This window comes from Methylobacillus methanolivorans (assembly GCF_054588515.1).
The window spans coordinates 29309-47629 of the sequence record NZ_BAAILT010000004.1; the positions used below are offsets into that span (position 1 = coordinate 29309).

Annotated in this window: 18 protein-coding genes; 13 read left to right on the plus strand and 5 right to left on the minus strand. The window is 53.3% G+C overall.

From position 1 onward, the window contains the following. Position 1 precedes the first annotated feature (1 nt). The 3 genes from LG202_RS10080 to LG202_RS10090 are packed head-to-tail and all read left to right on the plus strand — an operon-like array spanning position 2 to position 3037. The gene (locus tag LG202_RS10080; RefSeq protein ID WP_230348320.1) at positions 2-769 is read left to right on the plus strand and encodes a uroporphyrinogen-III synthase; all 768 of its coding nucleotides are present in this window, start codon (positions 2-4) and stop codon (positions 767-769) included. After that, the gene (locus LG202_RS10085; RefSeq protein ID WP_230348321.1) at positions 762-1856 is read left to right on the plus strand and encodes a uroporphyrinogen-III C-methyltransferase; all 1095 of its coding nucleotides are present in this window, start codon (positions 762-764) and stop codon (positions 1854-1856) included. Before LG202_RS10080 ends, LG202_RS10085 begins: the two co-directional genes overlap by 8 nt. Beyond that, a complete protein-coding gene (locus LG202_RS10090) occupies positions 1856-3037 on the plus strand; it encodes a heme biosynthesis HemY N-terminal domain-containing protein (RefSeq protein ID WP_230348322.1) in 1182 nt (393 codons plus the stop codon). Before LG202_RS10085 ends, LG202_RS10090 begins: the two co-directional genes overlap by 1 nt. 65 nt (positions 3038-3102) lie before the next feature. Here LG202_RS10090 and LG202_RS10095 read toward each other — a convergent pair whose 3' ends face one another. Both LG202_RS10095 and LG202_RS10100 read right to left on the minus strand, forming a co-directional pair. Next, positions 3103-4131, minus strand: a complete 1029-nt coding sequence (locus LG202_RS10095; RefSeq protein ID WP_230348323.1) for a CDP-6-deoxy-delta-3,4-glucoseen reductase — start codon at positions 4129-4131, stop codon at positions 3103-3105. Between the two features lie 141 nt (positions 4132-4272). Next, positions 4273-4722, minus strand: coding sequence for an FxsA family protein (locus LG202_RS10100; RefSeq protein ID WP_230348324.1), 450 nt, complete (start codon positions 4720-4722; stop codon positions 4273-4275). Between LG202_RS10100 and cutA the strand changes: the two genes are divergently transcribed. The 9 genes from cutA to pqqA all read left to right on the plus strand — a co-directional run bounded on the left by cutA (position 4721) and on the right by pqqA (position 12074). Continuing rightward, the gene (gene cutA, locus LG202_RS10105; RefSeq protein ID WP_230348325.1) at positions 4721-5068 is read left to right on the plus strand and encodes a divalent-cation tolerance protein CutA; all 348 of its coding nucleotides are present in this window, start codon (positions 4721-4723) and stop codon (positions 5066-5068) included. The genes LG202_RS10100 and cutA overlap by 2 nt on opposite strands. Further along, positions 5041-6921 (plus strand): protein-disulfide reductase DsbD, encoded by a 1881-nt coding sequence (gene dsbD / locus LG202_RS10110; protein ID WP_230348326.1) that lies wholly within the window; start codon positions 5041-5043, stop codon positions 6919-6921. The genes cutA and dsbD overlap by 28 nt, the downstream gene beginning before the upstream one ends. Next, positions 6905-7465 (plus strand): TlpA family protein disulfide reductase, encoded by a 561-nt coding sequence (locus LG202_RS10115; RefSeq protein ID WP_230348327.1) that lies wholly within the window; start codon positions 6905-6907, stop codon positions 7463-7465. Before dsbD ends, LG202_RS10115 begins: the two co-directional genes overlap by 17 nt. Positions 7466-7593: 128 nt before the next feature. Beyond that, the gene (gene aroQ, locus LG202_RS10120; RefSeq protein ID WP_230348328.1) at positions 7594-8052 is read left to right on the plus strand and encodes a type II 3-dehydroquinate dehydratase; all 459 of its coding nucleotides are present in this window, start codon (positions 7594-7596) and stop codon (positions 8050-8052) included. A 31-nt stretch (positions 8053-8083) separates the two neighbouring features. After that, complete coding sequence (accB, locus tag LG202_RS10125) at positions 8084-8536, plus strand: acetyl-CoA carboxylase biotin carboxyl carrier protein (RefSeq protein ID WP_230348329.1); 453 nt, start codon at positions 8084-8086, stop codon at positions 8534-8536. Positions 8537-8547: 11 nt separating this feature from the next. Continuing rightward, positions 8548-9897 carry an acetyl-CoA carboxylase biotin carboxylase subunit gene (gene accC / locus LG202_RS10130; RefSeq protein ID WP_230348330.1) on the plus strand — a complete coding sequence of 450 codons (1350 nt, stop codon included), beginning with the start codon at positions 8548-8550 and terminating at the stop codon, positions 9895-9897. Further along, entirely contained in the window at positions 9897-10784 is an 888-nt protein-coding gene (gene prmA, locus LG202_RS10135; RefSeq protein WP_230348331.1) for a 50S ribosomal protein L11 methyltransferase, read from the plus strand. Before accC ends, prmA begins: the two co-directional genes overlap by 1 nt. 9 nt (positions 10785-10793) lie before the next feature. Continuing rightward, positions 10794-11822, plus strand: coding sequence for a zinc-ribbon and DUF3426 domain-containing protein (locus tag LG202_RS10140; RefSeq protein WP_230348332.1), 1029 nt, complete (start codon positions 10794-10796; stop codon positions 11820-11822). A 180-nt stretch (positions 11823-12002) separates the two neighbouring features. Beyond that, the gene (pqqA, locus tag LG202_RS10145) at positions 12003-12074 is read left to right on the plus strand and encodes a pyrroloquinoline quinone precursor peptide PqqA (RefSeq protein WP_081774944.1); all 72 of its coding nucleotides are present in this window, start codon (positions 12003-12005) and stop codon (positions 12072-12074) included. 68 nt (positions 12075-12142) lie between these two features. Here pqqA and LG202_RS10150 read toward each other — a convergent pair whose 3' ends face one another. Beyond that, the gene (locus LG202_RS10150; protein WP_230348333.1) at positions 12143-13054 is read right to left on the minus strand and encodes a hydrogen peroxide-inducible genes activator; all 912 of its coding nucleotides are present in this window, start codon (positions 13052-13054) and stop codon (positions 12143-12145) included. A gap of 147 nt (positions 13055-13201) precedes the next feature. Between LG202_RS10150 and LG202_RS10155 the strand changes: the two genes are divergently transcribed. Next, positions 13202-14377, plus strand: a complete 1176-nt coding sequence (locus LG202_RS10155) for an HPP family protein (protein WP_230348334.1) — start codon at positions 13202-13204, stop codon at positions 14375-14377. A 5-nt stretch (positions 14378-14382) separates the two neighbouring features. On the opposite strand, the gene LG202_RS10160 is transcribed toward LG202_RS10155, so the two are convergent. Continuing rightward, complete coding sequence (locus LG202_RS10160; protein WP_230348335.1) at positions 14383-15624, minus strand: mechanosensitive ion channel family protein; 1242 nt, start codon at positions 15622-15624, stop codon at positions 14383-14385. Positions 15625-15864: 240 nt separating this feature from the next. Beyond that, the gene (locus LG202_RS10165) at positions 15865-18318 is read right to left on the minus strand and encodes a TonB-dependent siderophore receptor (RefSeq protein WP_230348336.1); all 2454 of its coding nucleotides are present in this window, start codon (positions 18316-18318) and stop codon (positions 15865-15867) included. Positions 18319-18321: the final 3 nt, after the last annotated feature.

Genomic DNA, 18321 nt, shown 5'->3' on the forward strand with positions numbered 1-18321 from the left:
CATGATTGATTTAACAGGCCGCCATATTGCGATTACGCGGCCGCTGGACCAGGCCACGCGCCTGAGCCGCATGATAGCTACCGCTGGCGGTGATACCACCAGCTTTCCGCTGATCGCCATTACTGCATTAGAAGATAACAGCGCCTTTATCCACGCCCTGGATAACGTGGCTGCGCAAGACTGGCTGATTTTCATCAGCTCCAATGCCGTGCAATACGGCATGCCCAGCATCCAGGCCAGGCTTGAGCCATGCACCCGAAAACCGCGTTTTGCCGCTATAGGCCCGGTAACGGCGGCTGAACTGATGCAATATGGCGTGACAAATGTTCTGCAACCCGAGCACCGCTTTGACAGCGAATCCCTGCTTGCCCTGCCGGACATGCAAGCAGTGCAGGGACAACGCATGATGATCGTGCGCGGTATCGGTGGTCGCGAACTGATGGCCGACACCTTGCGCAGCCGCGGTGCCGAAGTGCGCTTTGCCGAATGCTATCGCCGTATCAACCCGCAAACAGATGCAGGAAAATTGCAAACGCTATGGCACAATGGGCACTTGGATACCATCGTGGTAACCAGTAGCGAAGCCATGCGCCACCTGCTTGCCTTAACCAGCAATGGCAGCGCAGAGTGGCTGCGTGGCACCACAATCTGCGTCAACCATGCCCGCATCGCCGAACTGCCAGCTAGCCTGGGCCTGCGTGTACGGGTTGCGACAGCACCCGGGGATGACGCCATGCTGCAATGTATAAGTGAAGTAAACCATGACTGAACAACAATCGCCTGATACCCAGACACCATCACCTGCGCCGGTCCAGATATCGCGCAAGCCCTCTTCGCTTGCCTGGATCGCCCTGCTATTGGCTCTTGGTGCCATTGCCTTTATTTCTTGGCAAGCGCTGCATACGCGCCAGCGCCTCAATGGCCTGGAACAGTCATTAACGCAACGTCTGGAACAGTTCAACGGCAGCAATCAACAAAGCCTGGCCTTGGCCAAAAACGCTGACGAGCGTAGCACGGAGGCCACCAGCCGCATCATCCGCCTAGAGCAACAACTGGCAGAATCACGCGACCAGCAGGAAGCCCTACAAACACTATACCTGGAGCTGGTCAACAATCACGACGAACGCGTGATTGCCGAAGTAGAGCAATTATTGGTCATCGCAAACCAACAACTACAGCTCGCAGGCAATATCAAACCTGCGCTGCTAGCACTGCAAACAGCGGATTCGCGCTTGCAGCAAATGGATAGCGTACCCGCTGTGCAGTTACGCAAAGCGATTGCCAAGGATATTCAACGTCTGCAAGAGCTGCCGCAGATCGATACCATCGGCATCAGCCTCAAGCTGGAAAACCTCATTGAAGGCATCAACAAATTGCCTTTGGTCAGTGACCGCCACCCGAAAGCCACGATTGCCGAAGCCACCATGGCTGAAGAAAACCAGTTTCGCAGGCTACTCCGCGAAATCTGGGACGATCTCAAACACATGATCCGCCTTGAGCGAGTTGACCGGCCAGAGCCGCCATTACTGGCACCAGACCAGACCTTCTTCCTGCGCGAAAACCTCAAGCTGCACCTGCTCACCGCCAGAACAGCCTTGCTACAGCATGATGAAAGCTCTTACCGCGCCGATCTACACCAGGCTGAACACTGGATACGCAATTATTTCGACCTGCGTGAACAAAGTACCATTGCAGCCCTTGATACATTGAAGCAGCTTTCCGCCAGCAGCATCGTGATCCAATTACCGGACATTTCCGAGACCCTGGGCCTGGCAAGCAAATACAAGCTGACCCTGGAGCGCGCTAACAACTCTGAGCGAACCAATGACCGCGTCAACCTGGAACGAGGTGAATAGTGCGCGTATTGATCTGGATCCTGCTGATACTGGCGCTCGCTATCGGTGTTTCACTACTAGCGGGAAATAACGAAGGCTATGTGCTGATTGTTCGGCCACCCTACCGCCTGGAGCTGTCACTCAACCTGCTGCTTATCTTGGTCGTGCTGGCATTTGCCTCGCTGCATCTGCTGTTGCGCTTTATCCATTATGCCCGTGACTTGCCCGCTAACGTGCGCGCCTACAAGGAAAACCGCCGCATTCGCCTGGGTCATGCCGCCTTGCTGGAGGCCTTGCATGCCATGAGCCAAGGCCGCTATCAGGCGGCACAAAAAGCCGCCTCAAAAGCACTTGATTACGGTGAAGACCCCAGCTTGACTGCACTGCTGGCCGCGCGCGCCTCACACAAGCTCAAGCAAAAAGGCCAGCGTGATTATTACCTCGCTGAGGCAGAACGCCTGGCACCCGAGGCCGCCGTCGCACGCCTCTTGCTGCAAGCAGAGCTACTGGTTGATGACCGCTTGTATAGCCAGGCCTTGGATGTGCTGCACAAGATCGAGAAACTAGAGTCGAAATTTGTCCCTGGCATGCGGCTTGAGCTGAAAGTGCAGATACGCCTCAACAACTGGGAGCAAGTCCTGGTGCTGTTGCAACAGCTGGAAAAACATGATGGCATGGAAAGCTGGCAAGCCAGGGAAATCCGTCATCAAGCGCACCAATACTTGATTGAGCGTCACGGCAAGGACTTGAACACGCTAATGGCCTACTGGAAAAAAGTGCCGGAGGATGACAAGCTCAATTCGCGTATTGCCAGCATGGCCGCTGATGCCTTTATTGCCTTGAACGCAGGCAACCAGGCTCAGGAGGTATTGGAAATGAGCCTGACCAAGACTTGGGACAGCGAGCTTGCTGGCAAGCTGGGCGATTGCAGCAGCACCAATCCACACAAACAGTTGCAACAAGCAGAGCACTGGTTGCTGAGTCATGAGCAGGATGCAAACCTGCTGCTATCGCTGGGTAAGATGTGTATTCGCCTCAGCCTGTGGGGCAAGGCGCAAAGTTACCTGGAGGCCAGTATCAGTGTGCAACCTTCTGCCGAAGCCCACCTCACCTTGGCGCGATTGCTGGAAAGCCGTGGCGAAAGCGATGCCGCCAACCAGCATTACCGCTTGAGCGTGCAATTCTGCCGCGAAGATAAATAGCAGCTTACCAGTGCTGGCGAACAAGGTGTTTGCCAGCACTTACTCACTCGCTATCGCAGGTCAATCTAGACGGTCACCTTTGCTACCGGATTGGCAAAGGTAAACGCATCGGAGAAAAACTCCTCTTCAGGCAAACCATGGCTCTGGAAATCACGGTGAGCCACCTCCACCATTTGCGGCGCACCGCAACAATAAACCTGATAACCCTGCATATCCGGATGATCCTCCAGCACGGCCTGGTGAACCAATCCAGTACGCCCTTGCCAGGCATCGTCAGGTGCAGGGTCAGACAGTACCGGGATATAGCGGAATGAGGGGTTTTCTGCCTGCCACCGTTGCGGCAGGTCATCGAGGTAAAGGTCTTCGCGCGTTCTGGCACCCCAATACAGCGTTATCGGGCGCTTGATGCCCAACTGCAGAGCATGCTCGACTATACCTTTGACCGGCGCAAATCCAGTTCCCCCAGCGACCAGGATCACCGGGCATGTACTGTCTTCGCGCAGAAAGAATGTGCCAAAAGGCCCTTCAATACGCAGGATGGTTTTTTCCTGCATTTCATTGAATACATATTGGGTAAATTGACCGCCGGGCACCAAACGCATATGCAATTCCAGGAAGCGATCATGATGCGGGGCATTGGCCAGCGAGAATGCCCTGCGACGACCATCCTTGAGCAGGAATTCGATATATTGCCCGGCCATGAACTGCATACGTTCATTGCTAGGTAACTTGAGCGTCATTCCCATGACATCGTGGGAGAGTTTTTCCAGCTTTTCTACACGTACCGGCATAATCCGCGGTGGAATGCCTTCGCCCGCAACTTCCCGGCACTCAATCACCAGGTCAGACAAAGGCTGGGCACAGCAAAACAAGGCTTTGCCTGTTTTCCTCTCATCCTCGCTCAGCGCACTATCAAAATACTCGCCATCACTCACCTCTCCTGCCAACACCTGGCCTTTGCAGGCACCACAGGTACCATTGCGACAGCCATAAGGCAGGTTAATCCCTGCATCAATCGCAGCATCCAATACGGTATCGCCCTCATCCACCGTAAAAACACGGTCGCTGGGCTTAATGATGACTTGAAAAGACATGAAGGAATCCTGAACCTATGCGCTTGGCCATGTCCCTGTACCACACTGTTCTTTAGTTTGAAGTCTCAACATCTAGGCGATACTAAAGAAAATAAACAGGCGATCAACAGGCCAGAAAAAGCTTGCAAGTCTAGCATAGCGCTAGTCTTCACGGCGGTACTCACCCTCAATCACATCGCCAGCGGATGGCGAGCGAGTAGTTTCTTGTTGATATTCACGCTGATTGGTTTCACGTGAAACGACATCATCGTCATTGGCAGCTTGCGGTAGCTTGCCACCTCCAGGCAACAGCAACAGGATCACGGCAAATACATCACTGATTACACCGGGTATCAGCAGCAGGATGCCCGCCAACAAGTTCTTGGCACTACCAAACACGGCTCGCAGAGGCGTTCCACCTGCTTGCAGGGTTTGTGCCATACGCCCCACCATCAACAGCTTTTCATCCTGGATCAAACGCCAGCCCAGGATACCAATCAAAATCAGATAAGCCAGCACCAACCAGCCATATCTTGCAGCCAACTCCACCAGCACCCATATCTCAGCGAGAGGGAAAGCGAGTAAAATCAGCAAGAGGAAAAGAAAACGCATGAAACTTCAATCTCCATCATTAGAAAACATTGAGGCTGTCTTGGTATTGACCAATATGCCAGATCAAGACAGCGCAGAAACCATGGCCCGCACCTTGGTCAGCAGAAAGCTGGCAGCTTGCGTCAACCTGCTCGCTCCTTGCCAATCGTTTTACCAGTGGCAGGGCAAACTGGAAACCGCAACGGAAACGCCCATGCTCATCAAGACCACCAGCCTGCGCTATCCTGAACTTGAGCAAGCCATCCACGAGCTGCATCCTTACGAACTTCCCGAGATTATTCGTGTCTCAGTCACGGGCGGGCTACCAGCCTATCTTACATGGCTACACCAGGAAACCCAGGCTTGAACTCTGCATTACAGCGCTGTTTCACATTCATCCTGTTGCTCTGCACTTTACTGTTCAGCACCAATATGGCGCTGGCTGCTGGCAATAGCCAATTTGGCGAATGGCTGAACCAGGGACGGAATGCTTTTCTCGGGGACAACAACGACAATATTCTGCCGCCTGAGCAAGCTTTCAAGCTCCAGGTCGAATTAATTGATGCCGACCACCTGCAAGCAGCGTTCAAAATAGCCCCAGGGCACTACCTCTACAAAGACAGAATCAAGTTCGAGCTTGAACCGGCAGCACATGGCGTCCGTGAAATCCTGCTGCCCGCTGGTGACTGGAAACAAGACCCCACATTTGGCCGCACTGAAGTATTTCACCGCGACTTCATTGCCGAACTAAGGCTGGCACTCGCTTCCACTTCAGCAGGCAACCTCACACTCAAGGCCACTTATCAGGGCTGTAGCGAAAAGGGCCTGTGCTACCCCCCCACACACCAAACCATTGCTTTAGGCTCCCTGCATGCGACCACAAGCAACAGCGCAGGTTCCTCCACCAAACCGACCCAGGCCGAACACGACCGCGCTAGCAACCTGCTCGCCAGCGGCAAGCTCTGGCTCATTATTGTCGGCTTCTTCGGCTTTGGCTTGCTACTCTCATTTACCCCTTGCGTGCTTCCGATGATCCCGATTCTTTCCGGCATCATCGTTGGCAGCCAGCGCAAAAGCCGCTTGCACGCTTTCTGGCTGTCACTGGCTTATACCTTGGGCATGGCATTGAGTTACACCGCAGCAGGCGTAGCGGCTGGGCTTTCCGGCCAGCTACTGAGCGCGGCCCTGCAAAATGCCTGGGTACTCAGCAGCAGCGCATTGGTTTTTGTGCTGCTGGCGCTATCGATGTTCGGTTTCTATGAACTAAAATTACCCTCTGCCCTCGAAAACCGCTTAGTGAATGCCAGCAATCGCTTGCCAGGTGGACATTTGCTGGGCGTCTTTGTCATGGGGGCACTCTCTGCGCTGATCGTTAGCCCCTGCGTCGCAGCTCCGCTCGCGGGCGCCTTGATTTATATCGGCCAAACACAGGACGTCATGCTGGGTGCAACCGCCTTGTTTGCCTTGTCTATCGGCATGGGCGTTCCCTTACTGTTAATAGGTGCTTCTGCGGGCTCTTTGCTTCCCAAGGCAGGGCCATGGATGGTGGCTATCCGCCAAGCGTTTGGCGTATTCATGCTAGCTGTCGCCCTCTGGATCGTATCGCCATTGCTGCCAACCAGTCTGCAACTATTGCTCTGGGCCGCGCTGCTCATCGTACCCGCCGTCTTCATGCGAGCACTGGACAGGCTCCCGGATACCGCCACGGCTTGGCAGCGCTTCTGGAAAGGCATCGCCATCCTTATGCTACTGGCAGGTACTACCCTAGTCGTTGGTGCAGCATCAGGCGCCAAGTCGGCCTTACGTCCACTGGAAGGCCTGACAATATCGCAGGCAAGTGCCAGCCTGCCTTTCCAACGCATCAAACGCCTCGCTGACTTGGAGCAAATATTGGCGCAAAACCCTGGTAAGCTGGCCATGCTGGATTTTTATGCCGATTGGTGTGCATCTTGCAAGGAAATGGAGCACTTTACCTTCACCAACACCGAAGTACGCGCCAACTTGCAGGATTTTATCCTGTTACAGGCCGACGTCACTGCCAACGATGCTGACGACCAGGTACTGCTAAAGCACTTTGGTCTGTTTGGTCCTCCCGGCATTATCTTCTTTGATCATCAAGGCCAGGAATTGCAGCAACACAGGGTGATCGGCTATCAAGACAGCCAGCAATTCCTCGCCAGCCTGAATTCAGTAAAAGCCACTCATGACAACACCCAATAACAAAACTAGCGTGAGCAAAGGCCGCTTTGCCTTGCTGGCATTGATATTTGCTGCCGCCATATTATTGCTTCAACAATACGGCAGCTCGCCCCGGATAGCGCAGCCAGTCGAAACATTTGCCTCGACCGCCGCATTTTTTGCCGCTCATGCCACCGATCTCCAGCATACTGAACAAGCGCTGTCACAATGGCAGGGGCAATTACTGGTCGTGAACTTCTGGGCGACCTGGTGCGCCCCCTGCCGCGAAGAAATGCCAGAGCTGGCAGCTTTGTCACAAGAACTCGCGGGAAAAGTCACCGTACTTGGCATTTCGCTGGATGATGCAGAAAAAATGCAGGCTTTTGCCCAGCAGACACCAATGCCATACCCATTGCTATCAGCGGATATCGAAGGTATGAAGTTGAGTGCATCATTAGGCAACCTGAATAGTGTGGTGCCACATACCGTGATCATCGATTCCGATGGTAAAATCCTCAAAAGTTACTTTGGTCGTATTACCAAGCCACTATTGCTGCAAACCCTGCAACCAGCGCTTAACTCCTGAACTTTCCCTCATGCAGGACAATATCAGGCAAGTTCGCTAAATTTCGTCAATTCTCTAGACAAAATACCCCAAATTACGGCAAACTTGCAGCCATTAAAGTTGCATTGGCGGTCAAACCGCCCCTATTCATGGCCCAACCATCCTCCAAAACCGTACTGGTATTGCACGGACCCAACCTGAACCTGCTGGGATTACGTGAACCCAACCATTACGGCTCGGACACCCTGGAAAGTATCAATGCTCAGCTCAAGCAACAGGCTGATGCCGCTGGCATTGATATTGAAGCCTTCCAGAGTAACGATGAAGCCGTGTTGATAGAGAAAATTCACACATTGGCACATACGCCTGTCGATTTCATCATCATCAACCCCGCAGCTTTTACCCATACTTCAGTGGCCTTGCGTGATGCATTGTCCGCAGTGAAGATTCCCTTTATTGAAGTCCATCTTTCCAATATCTATGCGCGCGAGTCCTTCCGTCACCACTCGTATTTCTCCGATCTTGCGGTCGGCGTGATCAGTGGCTTGGGCGCACGTGGATATGCACTGGCGCTGGACTACGCCATCAATAACATTACCCGTGCCTGATCGGCACCTCATATACATCTAGAGGTTAACCATGGATTTACGCAAACTGAAGAAACTGATCGACCTGGTCGAAGAGTCTGGCATCTCCGAGCTAGAACTCACCGAAGGCGAAGAAAAGGTGCGCATTTCTCGCCACCTGCCCAACAGCCAGGCACCCGTTCAATTTGCACAACCTTATATCGCTGCCCCTGCCGCACCTCAAGCTGCGGCACCCGTAGCAGCGGCTGAAAATGCAGCCCCTGCGATCGAAGGCCACGTTGTGAAATCCCCGATGGTAGGCACTTTTTACCGCGCACCTTCCCCTGATGCCAAGACATTCGTTGATGTAGGTAGCAGCGTCAGTGCTGGCGATACTCTCTGCATTATCGAAGCCATGAAGCTGCTGAACGAGATCGAAGCCGACAAGAGTGGCGTGATCAAGGCAATCCTGGTCGAGAATGGCCAGCCCGTGGAATATGGTGAACCCCTGTTCATCATTGGCTAGGAAATATCCTCATGTTTGATAAAGTCCTCATTGCCAATCGAGGGGAAATCGCCCTGCGCATTCAACGCGCTTGCCGCGAACTCGGCATCAAGACAGTTGCGGTGCATTCCGAAGCTGACCGTGAAGCCAAGTACGTCAAGCTCGCCGATGAATCTGTCTGCATCGGCCCTGCTCCCTCTGGCCAAAGTTACCTGAATATTCCCGCAGTCATCAGTGCGGCAGAAGTCACCGATGCTGAAGCTATCCACCCTGGTTATGGCTTCCTCTCAGAAAACGCTGATTTTGCCGAGCGTGTCGAGCAAAGCGGCTTTACCTTTATCGGCCCACGTGCTGAGACTATCCGCCTCATGGGCGACAAGGTCAGCGCCAAGGACACCATGAAGGCAGCTGGAGTACCTTGCGTACCAGGCTCAGATGGCGCACTCACCGATGATGCAGATGAAAACCTGCGCATTGCCAAAGGTATTGGCTACCCGGTCATCATCAAGGCCGCTGGCGGTGGTGGCGGTCGCGGCATGCGCGTGGTGCATACCGAAGCCGCATTGCTGAATGCCATCAGCATGACCAAGGCCGAGGCCCAAGCCGCTTTTGGCAACCCCATGGTTTACATGGAAAAGTTCCTTGAACAGCCTCGCCACATTGAGATCCAGGTGCTGGCTGATCAGCATGGCAATGCTATTTACCTAGGTGAACGCGATTGCTCCATGCAGCGCCGCCACCAAAAAGTGCTGGAAGAAGCCCCAGCACCCGGCATTAGCCTGGCCTTGCGCGAAAAAATCGGCACAGCATGTGCCGAGGCCTGCAAACGTATCAACTATCGTGGCGCCGGTACTTTCGAGTTCCTCTACGAAAATGGCGAGTTTTACTTTATTGAGATGAACACCCGCGTGCAGGTAGAGCATCCCGTCACAGAAATGGTCACGGGCATCGATATCGTGCAACAACAGATCCTGATTGCAGCTAACGAAAAACTCAGTATCAAGCAGAAAGATGTCAAGCTGGCCGGGCATTCGATTGAGTGTCGTATCAATGCCGAAGACCCGTTCAACTTCGTGCCTTCTCCAGGCCGTATCACCACATTCCACATGCCTGGTGGCCCTGGTATCCGTGTTGATACCCATGCCTACCAAGGTTACATGGTACCGCCCAACTATGACTCCATGATCGGCAAGCTGATTGCCTATGGCGATACACGTGAGCAAGCGATTGCCCGCATGCAGATCGCTCTGTCGGAAATGGTGATTGAGGGAATCAAGACTAATGTAGCCTTGCACAAGGAATTGCTCGCGGATGCAGCCTTCCATCAAGGTGGCACCAGCATCCACTACCTGGAACATAAACTAGGCATTGCAAGCAAGTAATGGGCTGGATTTCACTCAAAATCGAGGCTCAGGACAATAACGCCGAGCTCTTGAGCGATAGCCTGATGGAACTTGGCGCCCTCTCTGCCAGTATTGAGGACGCCAACGCCGAAACCCCGGACGAGCAACCCATCTTCGGCGAACCCGGTGATCCACCGCCGGGCATCTGGCAACAAAATGTTGTCAGTGCATTGCTGGATGAAGATGCCGACGTGGCTGCTCTATTACATGAGCTCAGTGCCGCGACGGGTATTGCGGATTTCCGCTATAGCACCGAAACCATCGCTGAACAGGATTGGGTACGTGCAACACAATCCCAGTTTGAGCCTATCCGTATCCGCGATGATCTCTGGATCGTCCCTTCCTGGCACGATGCGCCCAATCCCGATGCACTTAATATCGTGCTGGACCCAGGCCTGGCCTTTGGTACCGGCAGCCACCCGACCACGCACTTGTGCCTGAGCTGGCTTGCCAACACCGTCACACCTGATATCAGCGTGCTTGATTATGGCTGCGGCTCTGGCATCTTGGCGATTGCTGCACGTAAGCTAGGTGCTGGTAAGGTCATCGGCGTGGATATTGATGCCCAGGCCATTCAGTCCAGCGTCTATAACGCCGAACAAAACCAGACGGATGCCAGCTTCTATCTCGCCAATGACTTGCCTAGCGGGCAGTTTGACATGGTCGTTGCGAATATCCTCTCCAGCGCTTTATCGGTGCTTGCACCGGCATTGGCACGCGCCACCAGCCCTGGTGGCAAGATTGCGCTGTCAGGCATCCTGCGTGAACAAGCTGAACAGGTCAGCGCCATTTACCAGGAATGGTTCGACATGAACACACCGACATTCATGGATAGCTGGGTGTTGCTCACGGGAAGCAGAAGGTGACCTACTGATATGCAGCTAGTGACCTCCTGCCCAGCGTGCGACACCCGATTTCACGTCAAGCCGGAACAACTGGCAGCCCATGCTGGCGACCTGCGCTGCGGTCAATGTCAGCATGTCTTCAATGCAGGCGCCAGACTGTATGAAGTTCTGCCACCACAAAGCCTGGTTCCACTACCTGAGCACCACATCACAAACGATGTGGCCATTGCACCAGATGCATCGTCTACTGAAACTTTCGATGAAGTCTCTCCCCTGCACGCAGAGACTATTCAGGACGATAGCGCATTCGTCGTTGACTCAACACCAGCAAGCACTACTCCACCTGCATCAGCCGATGATGCTGACGCCATTGCCGATATTGATGCCGCCCTGGCAAGGATTTTGAATATCAATCAGGGAGAGTCTGTAGATACCGAGGCGGAAGCCGAACCGGTCTTGGCTGTTGATACAGATACAGACGACCAATCTCTGGATATGCCAAGGGCAAAGATTGCGGAAGAACCAATAGAGCCGCCCGTTACCAGTAGTTTCCTTGCACCGGAGCAGCCCAGTCGTAAACGTCGATTTACTCCCTGGCTGACCATCCCGCTGAGCCTGCTGCTCGTGTTGGTCCTACTCGCCCAAGCCGCTTATCTATTCCGCAGCCAGATCGCGGGTTATTGGCCAGCCAGCAGACCCGCTCTCAGCGCTACCTGCCAATGGTTCGGATGCACAGTGCCTTTGCCTCGTAATGCTGAATTACTCGCCCTGGACGACTCTGACCTACAGGAAGATTTTGAGCATCCAGATGTCATCCAGCTCGCTACCAAGCTGCTCAATAATGCCAGCTATACGCAAGCCTATCCCATGCTGGAATTGACACTGACAGATGAAGACGACAAGCCCAAGCTGCGCCGTATCTTCGCACCCGAGGAATACCTGCCCGCAGGTACCGATCTTCAGGCAGGCTTACCTGCGGGTGAGGAAATCCAGATCAATCTGGCATTTTCCACCAGCGGCGAAACTGTATCAGGCTATCGCGTATTCGTTACGTACTAGAGCTACAAACCGCTGACCACAACAATATAGTCTTACACCACTCTCATGAAAATCATGAGCCACAGATCATGATGCTACGCATGGCATCCCTAATTTTGATCTATATGATGTGAATCATGGATTGCGCGGTTAAGAGTGATTACCACGCACCCTCTACCCCAAACTTAAAGGAGATTCATCATGTGGACCAAGCCAGAAGTGACTGAAATGCGTTTTGGTTTTGAAGTAACCATGTACGTTTGCAACCGTTAATCATTTGTTGCTCATCTCCGTACGTAAAAGGGGCCGCCAGGCCCCTTTCGCTTTTCCTTTGATCGCGTTTATTCAACCTCTATGATCGCGTGCAAACACGGTGACTTGAGCGCACGTATCGCCTCTACCAAACATGCAATCGCTTTTTCGCGCGTGTAGCCCTTGCGCCAAGCCAACGCCATACGCCTTGTGGGGACAGGGTGAGTAAATGGAATAGTCTTGATCAGTGGGTTCTGGTAGCGCTCCACCGCGGCGCTACAAGGCAATACAGTAATGCCCAGATTGGAAGCCACCATATTGCGGATCGTTTCTAGCGAGTTTCCCTGCAACACCTCGCCATGACGGGAAAGCTCCGGGCAAGCTAGGACCACTTGGTTGCTGAAACAATGTCCACTATTCAGTAAAAGCACCTTTTCATCAGCTAACTCTTCGGCATGAATCTCCTTGCGACCAGCCCAAGGATGAATATCTGGCACCGCCACCACAAAACTCTCGTCATACAAAGGCTCGCAACGTATGCCAGGTACATCAAATGGCAAGGCGATGATAGCCGCATCAATCACACGGTTGCGTAACTGAGTTTCCAGATTAGCCGTCAGGTTTTCCTCTACTTCCAAGGGCATGTCTGGTGCCAATTGACGCAAGGCGGGGATAATCTCCGGCAACAGATAAGGACCAGTAGAATAAATCACACCCAGCTTGAAAGGGCCCGCCAACTGATTATTGCCCATACGCGCGATTTCCTTGATGCGGTTGGACTCCTCTAGGGTGCGGCTTGCCTGGGCAATAATCTGCTCTCCAATCGGCGTCATCGCTACATCCTTGTGGCTACGCTCAAAAAGCGTCACACCCAGCTCTTCTTCCAGCTTTTTCACCGCCAAGCTCAGCGCTGGCTGGCTGACAAAGCATTTTTCCGCTGCGCGTCGAAAATTACGCTCGCGCGCCACCGCAACAATAAATTTAAGTTCACTGAGTGTCATATTGGGTAATGATAACTAATATCAATCAAATGATATATATTAATAAGCGTTAAATATATCTTATCAAAAAAACCCATATTCCCAAGCATCGCCAAGGGTAGGCATTGATGATAGATTGCACCCTTTGCAAATATTAAGGTTACACCTGTGTCTGGGGTACTGAATTGGTTCAAGGGCTGGAAGCCACAGCAAAGCCCAGTCAATCACCAAGAGAAATTGCGCGCGTGCCTGGGTGCCTTGCTTGGCATCCTGATCAGTGGGCTTATGAGCGCTTGGTTACTGGGCGTAGAAAGCCTGCCCTTCCTGATTGCGCCATTAGGCGCTTCCGCAGTGCTACTCTACGCCGTACCTGCCAGCCCACTGGCACAGCCATGGTCTATCATGGGAGGCAATATGGTATCGGCGCTCGTCGGTATCCTCTGCCTGCACTGGATTGCCAGTATCCCAGTAGCAGCTGCGATTGCAGTTGCGCTATCCATCGGCCTCATGTTTGCATTACGTTGCCTGCACCCGCCCGGCGGCGCCGTGGCATTGACCGCCGTGCTATCCGGCCCGTTGGCGCTAGAGCACAGCGCTTATTTCCTAGCACTGGTCGCGATCAACTCGGGACTTCTGCTCCTGGTAGCTTTGCTTTACAACAATGTCACTAAACGCCGTTATCCCCACCAGGCAAGAACTGAAACACACCTGCATAAAACCCATGACATCAGTCCAGGGCACCGGGTAGGATTCACCACTGCCGATCTGGATGCTGTCCTCAAGGAATACAATCAGGTACTGGATGTTGCACGGGACGACCTGGAAAATCTTTTCCTACAAACCGAGATGCAGGCATATAAGCGCCGCTTTGGGACAATCACCTGTGGCGATATCATGTCGCGCGATGTCGTCAGCGTGGAATACGGCACACTGCTGGAAGAAGCGTGGCCCTTATTGCTCAACCATCACATCAAGGCATTGCCTGTTGTTGACCGAGCACAACGTGTTATCGGCATCGTCACGCGCTTTGACTTTCTCAAGCACGCCAATCTTGATGCTTATCCAGGCCTGGAAGAAAAATTGCGGAAGTTTGTACGGCGTACCTTCCGGGTAGAAACCGATCACCCGGAAGTGGTCGGCCAAATCATGACCAGCAAAGTGCTCACTACCAACACCGATACCCATATCGTGCAGTTGGTACCATTGCTGTCTGAACATGGGATTCACCATATCCCGGTACTAGATCACGAACGCCGCTTGGTGGGCATCGTAACCCAGACCGATTTGATCGCCGCACTCTATCGTGGACGGCTTGAGGAAACCGGCAGCCAGGCTACCGGTTAACCAGTTCAAGCGCTTTGAGCTACCGGACGCAACGCCTGAAAATCGGCTCCACTTGGGTTTTGGAATACACGTAGGCCAAATTCAGGCAGTATCGCGAGCAGATGATCGAAGATATCTGACTGGATCGCTTCGTACTGCACCCAGACCGTCGTGTTAGTGAAACACCATATTTCAATCGGAATACCTTCTGCAGAAAGGTTCTGCTGGCGCACCACCATGGTCATGTTCTGGTTCACTCGTGGATGCGTTTTCAAATATTGCTCCACATACGCACGGAATGTCCCAATATTCGTTACGCGGCGCGTATTGATTGGCCGCTTGCCCCTTTCCCCCAAGGCCTTGTTCCACTCCTCCAGCTCGCCCTGTTTTTTCTTCAGGTAATCATCCAACAGGCTGAACTCCTGAAGATGTTGCAACTCTTCCGGCGTTAGGAAGTGGATGCTGTTCTGGTCGATGAAGATACTGCGCTTGATGCGGCGACCACCAGACTCGAACATGCCACGCCAATTCTTGAATGAATCAGTGATGAAACGCTTGGTGGGGATTGTCGTAATGGTCTTGTCCCAGTTCTGCACCTTGACCGTATGCAACGCAATGTCGATCACATCGCCATCAGCGTTCAATTGCGGCATTTCCACCCAATCTCCCACACGGATAATGTCATTGGAGCTGATCTGCACACTCGCCACCAGCGAGAGCAAGGTATCCTGGAAAATCAACATGAGCACCGCCGCCATCGCGCCGATCCCAGACAACAGAATCACTGGCGAGCGATCCATCAGCGTTGCCACTACCAGGATAGCCGCCAAGATGTAAATCACCAGCTTCACCACCTGCACGTAACCCTTGATCGGCTTGCGGTGTGCATCAGGCCGCTGCTGCCACACATCATTGATCACATCCAGCGCACCTGCAATCGCCAAACCTATCGTCAGGACGATAAAGCCATGCGCCACGTTGCGCACCACCGTGACCACGGCCTCTGGCAACTCAGGGATCCAGGCAATGCCAACTGAAATAATCAAGGCAGGCACAATATTTGAAAGCCTTGCCACTACGCGGTTTCGCGCAATCGATTGCCCCACAGTAGCTGAACGTAAAATCTTGTGCAAACCGCGCACCAAGATATGCTTGACCACCCAGTTGGCGATCCATGCCCCCAACAACAAGAGTGTGACACACACCAAGCTGAACACTTCGCGATGGCCCTGTAGCCACGCCAATACACCATTCCAATCTTCTGTCATTTTTTATCTTTCCTACCTGTTACAACACGTGTGACTGAAACATAGCCAGCCACGTCGGAGGTTCCCGCAACACAAAAGCAAAAACGCCAACAGCCTTGCACAGCAAGGATTGGCAGCCAATGGATGAGTTAGGGAACAGCCTGTTAGTACGCAGGAGATTGGATAGGTTCAGAAAAATATGGACTCACTTAACTCAACAAGGTGCCGGACTTGAACCGGCACCTATCTTTTGAACCGTCGCTAAAAAGTATATTTCATTGACGCCATGAAATTACGCGGAGCGCCAAAAGTGCCGTAATTTCCGGCTACCGTCGAATAGTGTTCTTTATCCAGCGCATTGTTCACATTCAGGGCAAGGGATAGATGGCTGCTCACCTCATAACGCGCCATCAAGTTAACCAACGCCATGCTGCTCTGCCTGTAATCAATGGTACTGCCGCTGTGAATGGCGCTTTGCCAATTTACGCCACCGCCCAGCGTCAGCTTGTTCCACGCGCCTGGCAGTCGATAGGTGGTAAACAACTTCAGGCTATTCAACGGTAAACGGGTCAAGGTGCGTTCGCCATTCTCGTTTTCAGTACGCGCGTAAGCATAGCCGGCCCCAGCTTGCCAGCCTTCGGTCAGGGCGCCATTGAGTTCCAGCTCCACACCGCGCGTGCGAGTTTCACCTTGCACTTCGTAAAAACGCACATTCGGGTTCCAGAAGGCCAAGTTTTCAACGTCCATCTGGAATAGTGACAGGTTGGCGGTCAGCTTGCCGCCATTCAGGCTGGCTTTGACACCCGCCTCATAACCTTCACCCTGCTCTGGATCCGGCGAAGCACCTGGGCGGCCATACAAAAATACGACACCCTCTTGCGGCTGGAAGATTTTGGTGTAGCTGCCATATACCGACCAAGTATCGTTGAGTGCATGGACAAGGCCTACATAGGGTACGAAGACATTTTCCTCGCGCTTGCTCAAGCCTTCATCCAGCTGCCAGTGAGTACTACGGGCGCCGAGCAAGAAACTAGTGGCGTCACTGAGCTGGAAGCGTGCGTTCAAATAGCCGCTGTACTGCCGCTCTTGAAAGCTCCCCCTGCCTGCCTTGAAAAAGGCGGGAGCTGGTGCGGTACTAGTCCAGTCGAAGATATTGAAATCAGTCGGGTAGTTTGCCCAGTCGTAATCGTAAAGCGTAGTAGAAGAACGACTGCGCGACAACGTAACCCCACCAATCAGCTCGTGATCCCTCCCGAACAACGAGAACACACCGCTTACGTAAGCATCGAGGTTGTTCTGACGGGTTTTGCTATTCCAGCGATACGGTGAGATCTCCGCACCATTTCCAGTTGCAGCATCAATCCTCTGCCCAATTCCCACTGTAATGGCATCGTCGTCGTAGCGCGTCTGACTGTACTCAACTTTGCCGATCCAGTGTGCCCCGAAGCGGTGTTCGAGCGAGGCAAAAACATTGTTCGACTCGTGGTTGTAATAGCTCCACGAAGGAGTGTCATCGTTCGATGGCGAAAGCTTGATACGCTGGCCATTGGTGAAAAATAACGGGCGTCCCAGGATGGTCGAATCTGTCTTCTGGTCCAGATGATTGAAACCGGCCGTGAGCAGGGTATGGTCGCCCAGCTCAAACTCAGCAATGCCGTAAAGCGCAAGGTTCCTCTGGTCGAAGCGCTTTGCCCAGGCACCCTCATTGCCATAGTTAGCTACTAGGCGGGCACGTGCAGTACCACTTTCGTTCAGCGGGTTGGAGATATCCATGCCAATGCCGTAGCGATCCCAATTGCCAGTCTGAACATTAACAGATTGCTGTGGCGTGGCGGTCGGGCGTTTGCGGATCAAGTTGATCGTCGCGGCTGGCGTGCCTAGTCCGTTCATAATACCGGTGGCTCCTCGCACCACTTCTATGCGGTCATAGGCCGCCGTATTGGATAGCAGAGGGCCAACCGCAAGCGATGTCGGCACACCTTCGATCTGGTAGTTGCGCAGACGGGAACCACGCGCGTAGATATCTGTACCGTCTATGCCCTCACCCACCATGGGCCGCTGAACAATAATACCCGGTGTGGCATCCAGCACATCGACCAGTGTGTGGAGCTTTTGATCGTCCATGCGCTGCCGTGTTATCACAGTAACTGCTTGTGGCGTTTCCTGCGGGGTCAGATTAAGCCGTGTCGAGCTACTGGTCGACCAAGTGGTGTAAGAACCTGTACCTTCTGTTGTTGAGCCCGGTGCCTTGCCGGAAATACTGACTGCCAGCTCAGGCAGTACAGAAACAGCAGCATCCCGTGGCGTAAGGTTCTGCACCGGAATCTTACGCAGCAAATAGCTGGTTTCAGTTTGTGCCACGGCCTCGAAGCCACTGCCTGCCGTAATCCGGTCAAAGCCTTGTTTGATGCTCACGTTGCCTTGCAGGCCTGGTGAGTGCAGCCCCGCCACCAGGGAGGGATCGAATGAAAGTGTAACGCCTGCAGCAGCAGCGAACTCACTGAGTGCAGCACCCAATGGGCCGGAGGCAATCTGATATTGCCGGGCTGGGGAAACTTCTGCGGCAATTACTAGGCTAGGTATTGTCACTTGTGCAGATAGCGCAAACATGGACATGCCGAAAACAGCCCGGGCAATGACTTGCACCAGAGGTTTGGTCTTGAACAAATCCTCCCCTTGTGATGGATGAGACGAGCGCTTATTACGCTGCGACATGAA